The 14,903-nt window shown below is 65.2% G+C and carries 10 protein-coding genes; 9 read left to right on the top strand and 1 reads right to left on the bottom strand.

The genetic code is table 11. The features are described 5' to 3' along the window. From kduD to U1738_RS00720, 5 genes are all read left to right on the top strand, one after another. Nucleotides 1-756 carry a 2-dehydro-3-deoxy-D-gluconate 5-dehydrogenase KduD gene (kduD, locus tag U1738_RS00740; protein ID WP_332787126.1) on the top strand — a complete coding sequence of 252 codons (756 nt, stop codon included), beginning with the start codon at nucleotides 1-3 and terminating at the stop codon, nucleotides 754-756. After that, nucleotides 756-1,763 carry a sugar kinase gene (locus U1738_RS00735; protein WP_332787125.1) on the top strand — a complete coding sequence of 336 codons (1,008 nt, stop codon included), beginning with the start codon at nucleotides 756-758 and terminating at the stop codon, nucleotides 1,761-1,763. The genes kduD and U1738_RS00735 overlap by 1 nt, the downstream gene beginning before the upstream one ends. Next, nucleotides 1,750-3,318 (top strand): carboxylesterase/lipase family protein, encoded by a 1,569-nt coding sequence (locus U1738_RS00730; protein WP_332787124.1) that lies wholly within the window; start codon nucleotides 1,750-1,752, stop codon nucleotides 3,316-3,318. Before U1738_RS00735 ends, U1738_RS00730 begins: the two co-directional genes overlap by 14 nt. A gap of 285 nt (nucleotides 3,319-3,603) precedes the next feature. Continuing rightward, entirely contained in the window at nucleotides 3,604-6,573 is a 2,970-nt protein-coding gene (locus tag U1738_RS00725) for a TonB-dependent receptor (RefSeq protein WP_332787123.1), read from the top strand. Between the two features lie 82 nt (nucleotides 6,574-6,655). Further along, entirely contained in the window at nucleotides 6,656-7,651 is a 996-nt protein-coding gene (locus tag U1738_RS00720) for an alpha/beta hydrolase (RefSeq protein ID WP_332787122.1), read from the top strand. A 46-nt stretch (nucleotides 7,652-7,697) separates the two neighbouring features. On the opposite strand, the gene U1738_RS00715 is transcribed toward U1738_RS00720, so the two are convergent. Next, nucleotides 7,698-9,125, bottom strand: coding sequence for an aldehyde dehydrogenase family protein (locus U1738_RS00715; protein WP_332787121.1), 1,428 nt, complete (start codon nucleotides 9,123-9,125; stop codon nucleotides 7,698-7,700). A 177-nt stretch (nucleotides 9,126-9,302) separates the two neighbouring features. Between U1738_RS00715 and U1738_RS00710 the strand changes: the two genes are divergently transcribed. Genes U1738_RS00710 through U1738_RS00695 form a run of 4 tightly spaced genes read left to right on the top strand, consistent with a single transcriptional unit; the run spans nucleotide 9,303 to nucleotide 14,813 of the window. After that, nucleotides 9,303-11,594, top strand: coding sequence for a TonB-dependent receptor (locus U1738_RS00710; RefSeq protein WP_332787120.1), 2,292 nt, complete (start codon nucleotides 9,303-9,305; stop codon nucleotides 11,592-11,594). Next, nucleotides 11,594-12,817: a cytochrome P450 gene (locus U1738_RS00705; RefSeq protein ID WP_332787119.1), complete on the top strand. Its 1,224-nt coding sequence runs from the start codon at nucleotides 11,594-11,596 to the stop codon at nucleotides 12,815-12,817. Before U1738_RS00710 ends, U1738_RS00705 begins: the two co-directional genes overlap by 1 nt. A 10-nt stretch (nucleotides 12,818-12,827) precedes the next feature. Next, entirely contained in the window at nucleotides 12,828-13,691 is an 864-nt protein-coding gene (locus U1738_RS00700; RefSeq protein WP_332787118.1) for a helix-turn-helix domain-containing protein, read from the top strand. 15 nt (nucleotides 13,692-13,706) lie between these two features. After that, on the top strand, nucleotides 13,707-14,813 hold the full coding sequence (locus tag U1738_RS00695; protein WP_332787117.1) for an NAD(P)-dependent alcohol dehydrogenase: 1,107 nt from the start codon (nucleotides 13,707-13,709) through the stop codon (nucleotides 14,811-14,813). Nucleotides 14,814-14,903 lie beyond the last annotated feature (90 nt).

Below are 14,903 nucleotides of genomic sequence, written 5' to 3'. Positions count from 1 at the left end.
ATGACCAACCCCTTCGATCTGACCGGTAAGGTCGCCATCGTCACCGGCGCGAACACCGGCATCGGCCAGGCGATCGCGCTCGCGCTCGCCACGGCCGGCGCGGATGTCGCATGCGTCGGCCGGACGCCCGCCGAGGATACCGTGGCAAAGATACGTGCGCTCGGCCGGCGGGCGGAGATCGTCTCCGCCGACCTGTCCACGATCGAGCCCGTGCAGCGCGTGATCGACGAGACGCTGGCGAAGCTCGGACGGGTCGATATCCTGGTCAACAATGCGGGCATCATCCGCCGCGCGGACTCGGTCGATTTCACCGAAGCCGACTGGGACGCGGTAATCGACACCAATCTGAAATCGGTCTTCTTTCTCTGCCAGGCGGCGGGGCGGCACATGATCGCGAATGGTGGCGGCAAGATCATCAACATCGCCTCGATGCTGACCTTTCAGGGCGGCATCCGCGTGCCGAGCTACACCGCGTCCAAATCGGGCATCGGCGGGCTGACCAAACTGCTCGCCAACGAGTGGGCGGCCAAGGGCGTGAACGTGAACGCGATTGCGCCCGGCTATATCGCGACCAACAACACGACCGCATTGCAGGCGGACGAGGAACGCAACAAATCGATCGTGGACCGCATCCCCGCCGGGCGCTGGGGCGACGCGAGCGATCTGGGCGGCGCGGCGGTGTTCCTCGCATCGTCCGCGGCTGATTACGTGCAGGGTCATGTGCTGGCGGTCGATGGCGGCTGGCTGGCGCGCTGATGGGTAGATTCCTGGCCTTTGGCGAAATCATGCTCCGCCTGTCGCCACCGGGCCGGGAATTGCTGCTGCAGACGCCCAAATTGGTCGTCTGGGTGGCCGGTGCCGAGGCGAACGTCGTCACGCAACTGGCCAGATTGGGTCACGATGTCGGCTTTGCCAGCATGGTGCCGGACAATGATCTCGGGCGCTCGGCGACGGCCACGCTGCGCGGCCACGGTGTCGATATCTCGGCGATCCAGCTCGGCGGCGAACGGATGGGGCTGTATTTCGTCACCTCTGGTGCCGGGATGCGCGCCACCGAAGTGATCTACGATCGCGCCTGGTCGTCCTTCGCGCAGGCTCCGGTGTCGGCATGGGATTGGGATAGCCTGCTCGACGGGGTGGACCGGCTGCATCTGTCGGGCATCACCCCGGCATTAGGCCCCGTGCCGGCGCAAAGCGCGCTGGCGGCGGTGCGTGCGGCGTCGGATCGTGGCATCGCGGTGTCGTTCGACGGCAATTGGCGCGGAAAATTGTGGGAGCGTTGGGATTCGAACCCGCGCGCGATCCTCACCGATCTGGTCGCGCAGGCCGATCTGCTGTTCGGCAACCACCGCGACATCGCGCTGCTACTCGGTCGCGAATTCGCCGCCGATGCCGAAGGCCGCCGGCGCGAAGCCGCCGACGCCGCGTTCGATGCCTTCCCGAAGCTCCAGACGATCGCCTCGACCGCACGGCATGTCGAGCATGTCGATCTGCACCGCCTGTCCGCCCGGATCGACACGCGCGACGGCCATGCCCAGACCGACGAAGTGACGCTGGCCGGCATCGTCGACCGGATCGGCGGGGGCGATGCCTTTGCCAGCGGCGTGCTGCACGCGCTGAGATCGGGCGGAGATATCTCACAAGCGGCGACGACCGGGCTGGCGCTTGCTGCGCTCAAACATTCGCTGCCCGGCGACGCAGCCTTGTTTCGTCAGGCGGATATTGACGCCTATCTCGCCGGCGGCCTCGATGTCCGCCGCTGAGATCAGCCGCCGCGCGCTGATCGGCGCGAGCGGCGCGGCGTTGCTGATCCCGCATCGCGCGCGCAGCGCGACGGCCTCGCCTGTCGTCGCCGCACCGGCCGGGCGGTTCCGCGGTGTGCGCGGATCGGACGGGGTCACCGCCTTTCGCGGCATCCGCTACGGCGTGGCCGAACGCTTCCAGGCACCGCGCCCGCCCGCACGATCCGATGCAATCATCCCTTGCGATGCCTTCGGCCCGGTCGCGCCCCAAAGCGGAGATCGCTACGGCCCGCAATCCGAGGATTGCCTGTTCCTCAACGTCTGGACCACCGATGCACGGCCCACCGCGCGCAAGCCGGTGATGCTGTACATCCACGGCGGTGCCTATTCCGGCGGCAGCGTCACCGATCCGCTGAACGATGGCGTGACGCTGGCAGCACGGGGCGATGTCGTGGTGGTGACCGTGAACCACCGCCTCAATGCGTTCGGCTACCTCTATCTCGCCCGGCTCGATCCGCGTTTCCCGGACAGCGGCAATGCCGGTCAGCTCGACCTGATCCTCGCTCTGCGCTGGGTGCGCGATAATATCGCGGCGTTCGGCGGCGATCCTTCGCGCGTGATGGTGGTCGGGCAATCGGGCGGCGGCGCGAAGATCGCCACGATGATGGGCATGCCGGCCGCGAAGGGCCTGTTCCACCGCGCCGCGACGATGAGCGGACAGCAGGTCACCGCCTCCGGCCCGCTCAACGCCACCCAGCGCACACGTGCCTATCTGGCGAAACTGAGCGTCGGCGAAACCGATCTGTCGCCATTGCTGGCCATGCCGCAGCAAAAGCTCGTCGAAGCACTCGACGCGACCGATCCAATCCTAGGCGGCGGCGTCTATTTCGGCCCGGTGCTCGATATGACATGGCTCACGCGCCACCCCTTCTGGCCCGACGCCAATCCGCAATCGAACGCTATCCCGATGCTGCTCGGCAACACGCATGACGAGACGCGCGGTTTTATCGGCCTCGATTCGCCCCGACTGCGCGGGCTCGACTGGAGCAATCTTGCCGAGCGAATCGCGCCCGAATTGCGCATCGATATCCTACCCGAATGGGTCGTCGCGCAATATCGCGCGCAATTCCCCGCCTGGTCGCCGCTCGACATCTTCTACGGCGCGACAACCGCAGGGCGCAGCTGGCGCGGGCAGGTGATCGAGGCGGAGCGCCGGGTCGAAGCCGGCGCGCCGACCTGGGTCTATCAGGTCGATTTTGCCTCCCGCACCGATCCGCGTCGCGGCGCGTTCCATACGATGGACATCCCCCTGGTGTTCGGCACGCTGGGCGCGACAGGATCGCAGACCGGTACGGCAACGGACGCCCGGATCGCGAGCACGGCGCTGCAGGACAGCTTCGTCGCCTTCGCCAAAACCGGCAATCCCGATCATTCCGGCCTGCCACACTGGCCACGATACGATCTGGCGCACCGATCGACCTTGCTGGTCGATGCGCCGCCGACCATCGTGCAGGATCCCCGCAAATGGGAGCGCGAGCTGTTCGCCCGCGTGCCGTACATCCAGCCGGGGACCTGAAAAGGCACGGCGAAGATCGGCGATCCTCGCTTCTACAGATCGCTTTTCGATGCCGATTCCAAATACCGAACATCACCGTCGCAAAATCGTTGACACCGGTTACCAAAGCGGACACATATCGCTCAGGACAGGCCGTCGAAGAACGGTCGTCGCGGAGAGGATATCGATCGGGCCGGCATAGCCAGCCTCCCCTCTCCGATCTTTGGTAGCGTCTCGCAGCCTCGGCCGCGTGGATCGGCAACCGGTGTCATAAGCGTCGGGAAAGGCGCGAAGAGGGGAATGACGATGAAGGATTCTGTTCAGCGGCTACGGACGACGGCACGGGCCGGCTTCTGGGGCGCATCGATCGGCGCGCTGACCATGGGTCTGTTGCTGCCGGCCACCGCCAACGCAGCCGACCCGGTCGCCACCGCGCCCGCGGCGCTGCCGGTCCAGACGACAACGCCGGCACCCACCGATGCGCAGGATGTCGCGGCGCAACCCGGCGCGGCCGAAGACGAGATCGTCGTCACCGGCTTCCGCCGCTCGCTGCAACAGGCGCTGAACGTGAAGCGCAATTCCGTCGCCGCGGTGGACGTGGTGATCGCCGAAGATATCGCCAAATTCCCCGATCAGAATCTCGCCGAATCGCTGCAGCGTATCCCCGGCATCTCGATCCAGCGCGATGGCGGCGAAGGCCGTTCGATCACCGTGCGCGGGCTCGGCGCGCAATTCACCCGGGTCCGCGTCAATGGCCTGGAAACGGTCGCCACATCGACCGACGGCGCCAGCGCGAACCGGGATCGCGCCTTCGATTTCAACGTCTTCGCCTCGGAACTCTTCACCTCGCTGGTGGTCCACAAAACCGCCGAAGCCTCGCTCGACGAAGGTTCGCTCGGTGCGGTGGTCGATCTGAACACCGGCAATCCGCTGGCGGGCAAGATCGGCCTGTCGGGCGCATTGTCCGGCCAGGCATCGTATAACGATCTGAGCAAGAATGTCGGCCCTCGCGTCGCCGGCCTGCTGTCCTGGCGCAACGAAGCCGGCACGTTCGGTGCCTCGGCGTCGGCGGCCTATTCGAAATCCGATACGCTCGAACTCGGCAATAACAGCGTGCGCTGGGCACAGGCGCAGTTCGACTCGGTCGATGGCACGCCCTGCTATTATAACACCACCGGCACCGGCGCGGCCACCGCCTTCACCACCGCACGCCCGAACAGCGGCGGCGTCTACCGGCAGAGCGCGGCGTGCGACAAGGCGTCGCTCGCCTTCCACCCGCGCATTCCGCGCTATGGCGTGATCGAACACAAGCGCGAGCGGCTGGGTATCACCGGCAGCCTGCAATTCGCCCCCACCGAATCCACCAAGATCTCGATCGACGGCCTCTATTCGCGCTTCAAGGAAACACGCGAAGAAAAGTGGCTCGAAGTGCTACTGCGGTCGAACGAACGCGCGGTCGATCTCGTCAATCCCGTCTACGATGCCAACAACAACATCATCTCGGGCACGCTCAACGACGTCTACAATCGCAACGAACATTATGTGCGTAAATCGAGCACGAAATTCTACCAGCTCGGCGGCACGCTCGATCAGGACGTGACGGACAAGTTCCGCGTCACCGTGCTCGGCGGCTTTTCCAAATCGAACGCCAGCATCCCTGTCGAGACCACCATCCTGCTCGATAACAAGGATGCGCAGGGCTACCAGTATGATTACACCAACATGGCCAGCCCGAAGCTGACCTATGGCACCAGCGTAACCGATCCGAACGAGTTCCAGCTCGCCGAAATCCGCGATCGCCCGTCCAGCACGATTAACAAGTTCCGCACCGGCCAGATCCGCACCGAATGGGATGTGGCCGAAGGTTTCCAGATCAAGGCCGGTGCGGTCTATCGCAAGTTCAGCTTCGAAACGGTCGGCTTCACGCGCGATACCGCCGTCTGCGGCAATGGCGGCCAGGATCTTGTGCTCGGCACGCTGACCTGTTCGCTCTCGTCGGTGTTCGGCCCGACCGCGATCTACGGCTTCCCGGCTGCCGGACTGACCCAGCTGGTCGATCTGGGCAAGGCGGGCCAGCCCAGCGGCACGACGACGCAATATGTCGTGGCGGATATCGACAAGGCCGCTGCCTTCACCAAGCTCTATGGCCGTGCCCTGGTTGTCGATCAGGGCAACACGCGCAGCGTGTCCGAGGCGACCAAGGGCGGCTATCTCGAATTCGACGTGAAGGGCGAATTGCTAGGCCTGCGCTACGCCGCCAATGCCGGCATGCGCTACGTCCGCACCGATCAGACGTCGACGGGCCTCGTCAGTGGCGTATCGGCGACGGTGAAGCGCAACTATGAAGATTGGCTGCCGGCGCTGAACGTCGCTTTGTTCCCGACCGAGAATATCATCATTCGCGGCGCGATCGCAAAAGTGGTTACCCGCCCGACCTTGGGCAATCTCACCCCCGGCGGTTCGGTCGATGGCTTCAACTACCGCATCACCAACGGCAATCCGTTCCTCGATCCATTCCGCGCCACCAGCTACGATTTGGCGCTCGAATGGTATTTCGCACCGCAATCGATCGCCTCGGTCGCGTTCTTCAAGAAATCGATCAGCAGCTTTCCCGTATCGCAGACGATCACCGGCACCTTGGCCTCGGCCGGCCTGACACGCGACGTCTTGCCGCCGAGTTCGCCCGCCGCACTGCAATTCGATCCCAACCAGCTCTACACGATCGCCACGACGGTGAATGGCACGGGCGCGTCGCTGAAGGGCGTCGAACTCTCGGTGCAGGCACCGTTCAAATTCCTGCCCGGCTTCCTGTCGAACTTCGGCGCGATCGCCAACGCCACGTTCATCGGATCGGACGCATCGTACGGCGTGGTCGGCCCGTCGACACTGGTCTGCGCTACGGCGTTCACCTGCCGGCTGACCGCGCCGGCCGCCGTGCCGCGCACCAGCACGTTGTTCGGCCTCTCCAAGGTCGCCTATAACGGCACGCTCTATTACGAGGATACCAAGTTCAGCGCACGCGGATCGATCAGCTATCGTGGCCCCTATGTCGATGCCAACAGCGGCACCGGCAATGTGTTCGAGGGCTATGCCTCGACGATCAACGTCGATGCTTCGGTGCGATATCGCCTGACCAAATGGCTCGAATTCTCGATCGAAGGCGTCAACATCACCGACGAGTATCGCTATCGCTACACCGATCTCGATGCGAACCGGAATTACGAGAACAATCATTTCGGGCGTACGCTGCTGGTCGGCGCACGTTTGAAGATCTGACCTTTTTCATCGTCGGACCACCTTGTCGGACGCTCGCCCAACGGCGGGCGTCCGTCTTTCTTTGCATAGCGAAAGAGGAAAGATGATCGATCGTCGAAAGCTGATCCTGGCGACGCTGGCGGCCGGAATGGCCGGCACGGCTAAGGGGCAGACCGCGCCGCCCGCGCGAAAACCCGGCTACGGCCCGGTGCCGGGCCTGCCCGAACCGAACGAGACGATCGACCTGTGGCCGATGGGCGCACCCGGCGCGCCGGCCGTCCTGCCGGTCGAGACGGTGGACGAACGCAGCAAGGACGATCAGGTCACCGATCGCGCGGTCCACGGCATCTCCCGACCGCGCATGGTCGTCTTCCGTCCGCGCGTGCCGAACGGTTCGGCCGTGCTGGTGATGCCCGGCGGCGGATATCGCTGGGTGGTGATCGACAAGGAAGGGTATGAGATCGGGCGCTGGCTGGCGGCGCGCGGGTTCACCGTGTTCGTGCTGTTCTATCGCTTGCCCGGCGAAGGATGGCTGGCCGGTCCGGATGTCGCTCTGTCCGATGCGCAGCGCGCGATGCGTATCATCCGCGCCCGATCGCGCGATTACGGCATTGTGCCAGAACGGGTGGCCGCGATGGGTTTTTCGGCCGGCGGCCATGTCTGCGGCGATCTCGCCACGCGCTTCGCGACACGCACCTACGCCCCCATCGATGAGGCCGATCGCCTGAGCGCCCGCCCCGACATCGCAGCGCCGATCTATGCCGTGGAATCCATGTCCGCACCCGACGCCCATCCCGGGTCACGTGCGCTGCTGCTCGGTGAGCATCCCACCCCCGCGCGCGAACTCGCCCATTCCACTGCCGAGAATGTGACCTCGGCCACCCCGCCCTGCTTCCTGGTCCATGCCGAAGACGATCCGACCGTGCCGGTCGAGAACACCCTCACCTTTCGCGCCGCGCTCAAGCGACACAAGGTTCCGGTCGAGACTCATCTGTTCACCAACGGCGGCCACGGTTTTGGCCTGCGCCGCGCGATGGGCAAACCGGCCGAGGCGTGGCCCGATCTTTTCGTCGCCTGGGCTCGCGCCCAGGGCCTGTAACGGGAGGCAATGTTCGGCCCTCCGCCGGGGATAACGGAGACCCAGTTCAACTCGCGACGGTGCGGCGTCGGGTGATGGTCATGGCGTTGGTATATTCGAGCAGACCTTCGCGGCCACCTTCGACTCCGACGCCCGACTGCTTCATCCCACCAAAGGCTGCGAATGGGGTGAGATGCTGGGTCTCGTTGACCCACACCGTGCCGCTGGCGATGCGCTGGGCGATCGCATAGGCGCGGTCTTCGTCCTTGCTCCAGACGGAGGCACCAAGGCCGTAATCGGTCGCATTGGCCTTGCCGATCACGTCCTCGATATCGTCGAACCTGATCAACGGCAGGACTGGGCCGAACTGTTCCTCCTGCACGATGCGGCTGTTCTCGGGCGGATTATCGATGATCGTAACCGGGATGAAATAACCGGGCACGTCCGCCGCATCGCCGCCGATCAGGAAATCGTAGCCCTGCTCCTTCGCGTCCCGGATGAGGTCCAGCACGCGATCATATTGCGGCTTGTTGTTGATCGGGCCGATCTGCGTACCCTGCTCCGCACCGTCGCCGATCTTCACCGTCTTCGCATAGGCGACCAGTGCCGCCTTGAGCGGTTCGTAGATGTCCTTGTGGACGTACATCCGCTTCGTCGCGATGCAGATCTGGCCGTTGTTGCGGAACGCCGCCCAGAACAATTCCTCGGCCACCTTCTCGACATCGACGTCGGGCAGCACGATCGCCGGATCGTTCCCGCCGAGTTCCAGCGTGACGCGCTTCAACGTCGCCGAGGCGCTCTGCATCACCCGCCGGCCGGTCGCCGTGGAGCCGGTGAAGCTGACCTTGTCGATGCCGGGATGTTCGGTCATCCACGGCCCCAGCGCATCGCCGCCGCTGATGATGTTGAGGACGCCCGGCGGCAGGATCCCCGCGGCCAGTTCGCCGAACTTCAGCGTCGTCAGCGGCGTGAACGGCGAGGGTTTCAGCACCATAGTGTTGCCGGCGAGCAAGGCGGGACCGACCTTGAACATCGCCAGGATCATCGGGAAATTCCACGGCGCGATCGCGCCGACGACGCCGATCGGCACGTGCCGCGTTTCGCTATAGCGGTCCGCGCTGTCCTCGTTGACGGTGACGGGCAGATCGAGCGTCGCGGCACCCTTCAGCCACATCCCCGCACCGCCGATCTCCATTTCGGCATCGCCGTGCGGCTTGCCCTGTTCGGCGGTGAGCAGACGCTTGAACGGATCGATATTGGCGAGGATCGCATCGCCCAGCGCGTTCAGGGCCGCGCGGCGCTGCTCGATCGGCGTCGCGGCCCAGCCCGGAAAGGCGGCGCGCGCGGCATCGACGGCGGCGTCCAGCTGATCGCGGCCAGCATCCGGTGCCTGCGCGATCACTGCCTCGGTAGCTGGATTGACGACATTGAATGTCGTTCCGCCGCCGACCAGCGCACCATCGATCGTCATCGCATACTCGCCGTCGAAGTTCATCGCCCGCTCCTATCGTTCGTTGCCGCCCTTCTAGCAGGCCGTGCGGCCGATGCTGACGGGTGCGCAAGATTTGTCAAAAAGCATCGCACATCCATGCAAAGCCGCTTGCGGCAATGGCCGCTATCAATCCGAAATCGATAGAAGCCAGCCAGAGCTTCACGATTCATGGAGATGGATATGAAAGCCCAGACATTCGGACTTCTGCTCGCTGGCGTAACGGCGATGCTGCCGATGGCGGCGCAGGCACAATCCGCCGATCCGACCCCGGCGACCAACCCGACCCCCGATGCGACCACCGCCCCCGCCACGGCGACGGAAAGTCCCGCCGCGCAGACCGTGGCCGATGGCGACATCATCGTGACGGCGCAGCGGCGCGAACAGTCGATCCTCTCGGTGCCGATCGCGATCTCGGCGGTCAGCGGCAATGCGCTGGCGACCAAGGGCATCACCAATTCGGCCGCGCTGGCCAGCGCGGTGCCCAATCTGCAGGTCAGCAGCCCCTATGGCACGACGCAGCCGAACTTCTCGCTGCGCGGCATCAGCGTGGCGAACGAATACAATTCGAACCAGGCCTCGCCGATCGGCGTCTATATCGACGACATCTATCTCGCGAGCCGCACCGCCCACGGCATGGGCCTGTTCGATCTCGACCGGGTCGAGGTGCTGCGCGGGCCGCAGGGCACTTTGTTCGGACGCAACACGACCGGCGGCGCGATCAACTTCATCACCAAGGCACCGACGCTGAAAGGTAACGAAGGTTACGCCGAGGCGGGCTACGGCAATTTCAACACCTATACCGCGCAGGCCGCGATCGAGACGACGATGGTCGAGGATCAACTCGGCCTGCGCATCTCGGGCAATTACGCCAAGGGCGACGGGCAGATAAAGAACGTCTTCGTCGGGGGTCGGGACGGCAATTCGCAGGATACGCTGCAAGGTCGCGCGATCCTGCGCATCCGGCCGGGCGACGGGCCGCTCGATATCAAGCTGAAGGTCTATGGCGGGCGCGACAAGGGATCGCAGGCGGCGGTGCATGGCCTGCTTCCGTTCCGCACGGGACTCGGCTTCTTCCAGACGAACGAGAACCGGCTGGGGCTGAACCGCACCGAGGCGTACGGCGCATCGGCCACGATCGCCTACGAACTGTCGCCGGCACTCACCTTCACGTCCATCACCTCGCGCGACGGCGGCAAGCAGAATTTGCAACAGGCAGCGGACGGATCGCCGCTCGACGTGCTGGACATCAACTGGCGCTCCAGCTTCCAGCAGTTCAGCGAAGAGGCGCGGTTCAACTTTAGCAGCGCGGCGCTGAAACTGGTCGCGGGCGGCTTCTATGGCTGGGACAGCACCGTCACCGACAATACGTTCAATATCGGCAGCGCGCTCGGGCCGGGCGTGAATGGCGGCTTCTTCCAGCATTATCGCCAGACGCGCCGGTCCTATGCCGTCTTCGCGCAGGGCGATTACAGCCTGACCGACAAGCTCGTGCTGACACTCGGCGCGCGGTACACTTGGGATCGGGCGCTATACGACGATGGCTTCGCCTATCTCTTCGCCGGCAACATCAACGGCGCGCAGACGCCGCTGGCGACGACCGTGCCGTGTCCCGGCGTGGCGGGCACCTGCGCCTATAATCCCGCGCTGCGTTTCGCCATTCCGGGGCGCAACAATGCGCTGACCGGGCGGGCATCGCTCAGCTACACATTCGATAGCGGTACGCTGGTCTATGCCAGCTACAATCGCGGCTATCGCTCGGGTGCGTTCAACGGCGGCGGCTACACGTCGTCGTCGGGCATCAGCTATATCCAGCCGGAGCGCGTGGATGCGTATGAGGTCGGCGTGAAGGGCCGGTACTTCGACATGCTGACGCTGTCGGCGGCGGGCTTCTACTACAATTACAAGAACCAGCAGGTTCAGGATACGCGGCCCGGCCCGGTCTCGTTCCTGGTCAACGCGCCCAAGGCCGAGGTCTACGGCGCGGAGGGCGAGGCACGGTTGCGCCTGTCCCCCGCGATCACACTGACCGCGGCGGCGGGGTATCTGCATTCGACCTACAAGGAGCTGACGCTGCAATCGACGGTGCTGAACGGCAACGATCTGCCCTTCGCGCCGCGTTTCACCGCACAGGGCGGAGTGGATTTCACGCTGTTGAAGGACGGGGCGAACGGCCTGACGATCTCGCCCAGCGTCGCCTATTTCTCGCGCCAGTATTTCTCGCCCTTCAATGCGAAGAATGCGGTGGGCACGGGCCAGATGAACAGCGAATTGCAGCAGGGTGCATATGCCAAGGTCAATATTACCGCCGCGCTGACGATCGATCGCTTCACCTTCAAGGCGTTCGCGACCAATCTGTTCAACGAAAAGACCTATGCCTACGGGCTGGATCTGCGCGGCGCGGGCTTCCCGTACAACTTCCTCGTGCCGTCCACGCCGCGCACCTATGGCGGCTCGATCCGCGTGGCTTTCTGATGGTCGAGGCACCCGATCTGAAAGACCCGTCGCTCTACGAAACAGGCGTGCCGTGGGCCGCGTTCGACGATCTGCGCCGCAACGATCCGGTCCACTGGAATCCGGAAAGCGACGGTGCCGGGTTCTGGGCGGTCACGCGGCACGCCGATATCGTCGAGGTTTCGCGCCAACCGTTGCTGTTCTCCTCCGCGCACGAAAATGGCGGGCACCGCATCTTCAACGAAAACGAGGTCGGGCTGACGGGCGCGGGGGAATCCGCGATCGGCATTCCCTTCATCTCCCGCGATCCGCCGATCCACACGCGCTATCGCAAGTTCGTGATGCCGGCGCTGTCACCGGTGCGGCTGGGCGATATCGAGGCGCGGATCCGCGCGCGGGTCGAGGCGCTGGTCGCCGAGATTCCGCTGGGCGAGACGATCGACCTGGTGCCGACCCTGGCCGCTCCGCTGCCGTTGATGACGCTGGCCGAACTGCTCGGCGTGCCGGGCGACACCTGGGTGAAGTTGTATCACTGGACCAACGCGTTCGTCGGCGAGGACGATCCCGAATTCCGCCAGAGCCCGGAAGCGATGGGCGAGACGCTGGCGGAATTCTTCGCCTTCAGCCAGGACTTGTTCGAGGCGCGGCGGGCCGAACCGACCGACGATATCGCATCGTTGCTCGCCAATGCCGAGATCGACGGCGTACCGGTGCCGTTCCGCGATTTCGTCGCCAACCTGATCCTCGTGTTGGTCGGCGGCAACGAGACGACGCGCAATTCGCTCAGCCACAGCGTGATCGCGTTCGCGGAAAATCCCGACCAGTGGGATGCGTTGCGCGCCGACCGCGCGCTGCTGAAGACCGCCGCGCCGGAAATGGTGCGCCATGCCAGCCCGGTGATGCATATGCGCCGCACCGCCACCGAAGACACGGTGATTGGCGGGCAGGCGATCAAGAAGGGCGACAAGGTCGTCTTGTGGTACATTTCCGGCAATCGCGACGCCGCCGTCTACGACCGGCCCGACACGTTCGATATCGCGCGCAAGGGCGCCCAGCATGTCGGGTTCGGCGCCGGGCAGCACGTGTGCGTCGGATCGCGGCTGGCCGAGATGCAATTGCGGGTGGCGTTCGACATTCTGGCGGATCGTGTTAGTCGGTTCGAGGTGCAAGCACCGCCGCGACGGTTCCGGTCGAATTTCATCAACGGCCTGAAGAACCTCGACGTCATCCTGCGGGCTGCGTGAGGAGAGCGTGATGACCGAGCGTGCATCGACCAACGAGACGATCATTTCCGAAACGCTGGGCCGCGCGCCCGATCGTTCGGCCAATATCGGCGACTGGCAGTTCGCGCGCTGGCGGCAGTTCATCGGCAGCTACGAATTGCCCGCTTTGGTCGATCCGGTGTTCGTCGTGCATGTCGGCGGCAAGCCCGATACGCGATTGTGGCAGGCGGAGGATTGGAGCAAATCGCGCTCGATCCCGGGCTGCGCGACGATCGTACCGGCCGGGCAGGCGACCGGCTGGCGAATCGATGGCGAACTGGACGTGGTGACGGTGAGCGTGCCGATCGCGTCGCTGACGTGCGCGGATGCGGTCGACCGGTTCAAGCATATGCGCTTCGCCTTCGCCGATCCGCTCGGCATCGCGCTGACCCGGCAGATTCTGGGCGAACTCTACGCGCCGGAAGCGGCCGAGCGGACGGCCTATATCAACGTGCTGCTCGATGCGTTGAAGGCGCATACCCTGCGCGGCCCCGCGATCACCAACCATGCCCCCTTCCCCACCGCCGATTTCTCCGCCCACCGCATCCACCACATCATGAACGCGGTTTTGGCGCATCCCGAGGCTGACCACAGCCTCGAGGCGATGGCGGCCGATGCGGGGCTGACCCCGTCGCATTTCTGCCGCGTGTTCAAGAAGGCGACGGGCATTTCGCCGCACCAGTACGTGATGAAGGCGCGGCTGGAACGCGCACGCGAGATGCTGGGCGAATCCGAACTGTCGATCGCGGCGATCGCGGACAGTATCGGCTTCACCAGCCAGAGCCATTTCACCCGCGCCTTCCGCGCCTTTAGCGGCCAGACGCCGAGCGGCTGGCGCGCCGCCACCTTGCAGTGATTGGAGCTGGTTTCGATGCAGACGATAGCCGCGGTCGCACGTGAACCCCGTGGCGATTTCTCGATCGAGACGCTGGATGTGGAGGCCCCGCGCGCCGGGGAATTGCTCGTGCGCATCGCGGGTGTGGGGCTGTGCCATACCGACCTGATCTTCCGCGACCAGTTCGCACCCTACCCCCTGCCGGCGGTGCTGGGGCACGAGGGCGCGGGCACGATCGAGGCGGTGGGCGAAGGCGTCGCGGGGCTGGCGGTCGGCGACCGGGTTGTGCTGGGTTTCTCCAGTTGCGGTCACTGCGCGCGCTGCGACGAGGGCCTGCCGAGCTATTGCCGGGAGTTTCCGCCGCTCAATTATGCCGGCGTGCGGCTGGAGGACGGATCGACCGCATTGTCCACGGGCGAGGAGCCGGTATCGTCGCATTTCTTCGGGCAATCTTCATTCGCTGCGCACGCGATCGTCCGGGCGCGCAACGTGGTGAAGGTGACGGATGAGTCCGCGCCGCTCGACATCCTCGGACCGCTTGGCTGCGGGTTCCAGACCGGCGCTGGGGGCGTGATGCGATCCATGGCCTGCCCGGCCGGGTCTGCGATCGTGATCGTCGGTGGCGGGCCGGTCGGGCTGGCGGCGGTGATGGGTGCGAAGATCCGGGGCTGCGGCCCGATCGTGCTGGTCGAACCGGTGGCGTCGCGCCGGGCGCTGGGCGAGGAACTTGGCGCGACGCATGCGATCGATCCGGCGGCGGGCGACGTCACCGCGGCGATCCGCGCGATCCTGCCCGAGGGCACGGACTTCGCGTTCGACACCAGCGGACGCGTGGATGCGATCGAAGCTGCATTGGGTGCGCTCGCGCCGCGCGGGATGATCGGGCTGGTCGGCGTGCCGCCCCGCGCCGAGGATGCGCTGAGCATCAACATCGCTGGCATGATCACTTTCGGACAGCGCGTGATCGGCATCATGGAGGGCGACAGCGACCCGCAGGTGTTCATCCCCGAACTGATCGCGCATCATGCGGCGGGACGCTTTCCGTTCGACCGGCTGGTGCACAAATTTCCCCTGACCGAGATCAACCGGGCGATCGCCGCGCAGGCGCGGGGCGACTGCGTCAAGGTGGTATTGATCCCGTAACAGGCGGACGTCGGCCGGGGCGGGCGACCTATCCCTCTCTCCAGTGGCCGTACGATCACGGCGCGGATAGGGCGGCGACGCCTGCGCCTC

It is taken from the genome of Parasphingomonas caseinilytica (assembly GCF_036663755.1).
Taxonomy (GTDB): Bacteria; Pseudomonadota; Alphaproteobacteria; order Sphingomonadales; family Sphingomonadaceae; genus Sphingomonas.
The sequence above is the reverse complement of the archived record's forward strand: the minus strand, read 5'-3'. Positions and strand labels throughout refer to the sequence as shown.

Bases quoted from the DNA above. Each gene is read 5' to 3' on its own strand.
- kduD (WP_332787126.1), top strand. From the start codon at position 1: ATGACCAACCCCTTCGATCTGACCGGTAAGGTCGCCATCGTCACCGGC.
- U1738_RS00735 (WP_332787125.1), top strand. From the start codon at position 756: ATGGGTAGATTCCTGGCCTTTGGCGAAATCATGCTCCGCCTGTCGCCA.
- U1738_RS00730 (WP_332787124.1), top strand. From the start codon at position 1,750: ATGTCCGCCGCTGAGATCAGCCGCCGCGCGCTGATCGGCGCGAGCGGC.
- U1738_RS00725 (WP_332787123.1), top strand. From the start codon at position 3,604: ATGAAGGATTCTGTTCAGCGGCTACGGACGACGGCACGGGCCGGCTTC.
- U1738_RS00720 (WP_332787122.1), top strand. From the start codon at position 6,656: ATGATCGATCGTCGAAAGCTGATCCTGGCGACGCTGGCGGCCGGAATG.
- U1738_RS00715 (WP_332787121.1), bottom strand. From the start codon at position 9,125: ATGAACTTCGACGGCGAGTATGCGATGACGATCGATGGTGCGCTGGTC.
- U1738_RS00710 (WP_332787120.1), top strand. From the start codon at position 9,303: ATGAAAGCCCAGACATTCGGACTTCTGCTCGCTGGCGTAACGGCGATG.
- U1738_RS00705 (WP_332787119.1), top strand. From the start codon at position 11,594: ATGGTCGAGGCACCCGATCTGAAAGACCCGTCGCTCTACGAAACAGGC.
- U1738_RS00700 (WP_332787118.1), top strand. From the start codon at position 12,828: ATGACCGAGCGTGCATCGACCAACGAGACGATCATTTCCGAAACGCTG.
- U1738_RS00695 (WP_332787117.1), top strand. From the start codon at position 13,707: ATGCAGACGATAGCCGCGGTCGCACGTGAACCCCGTGGCGATTTCTCG.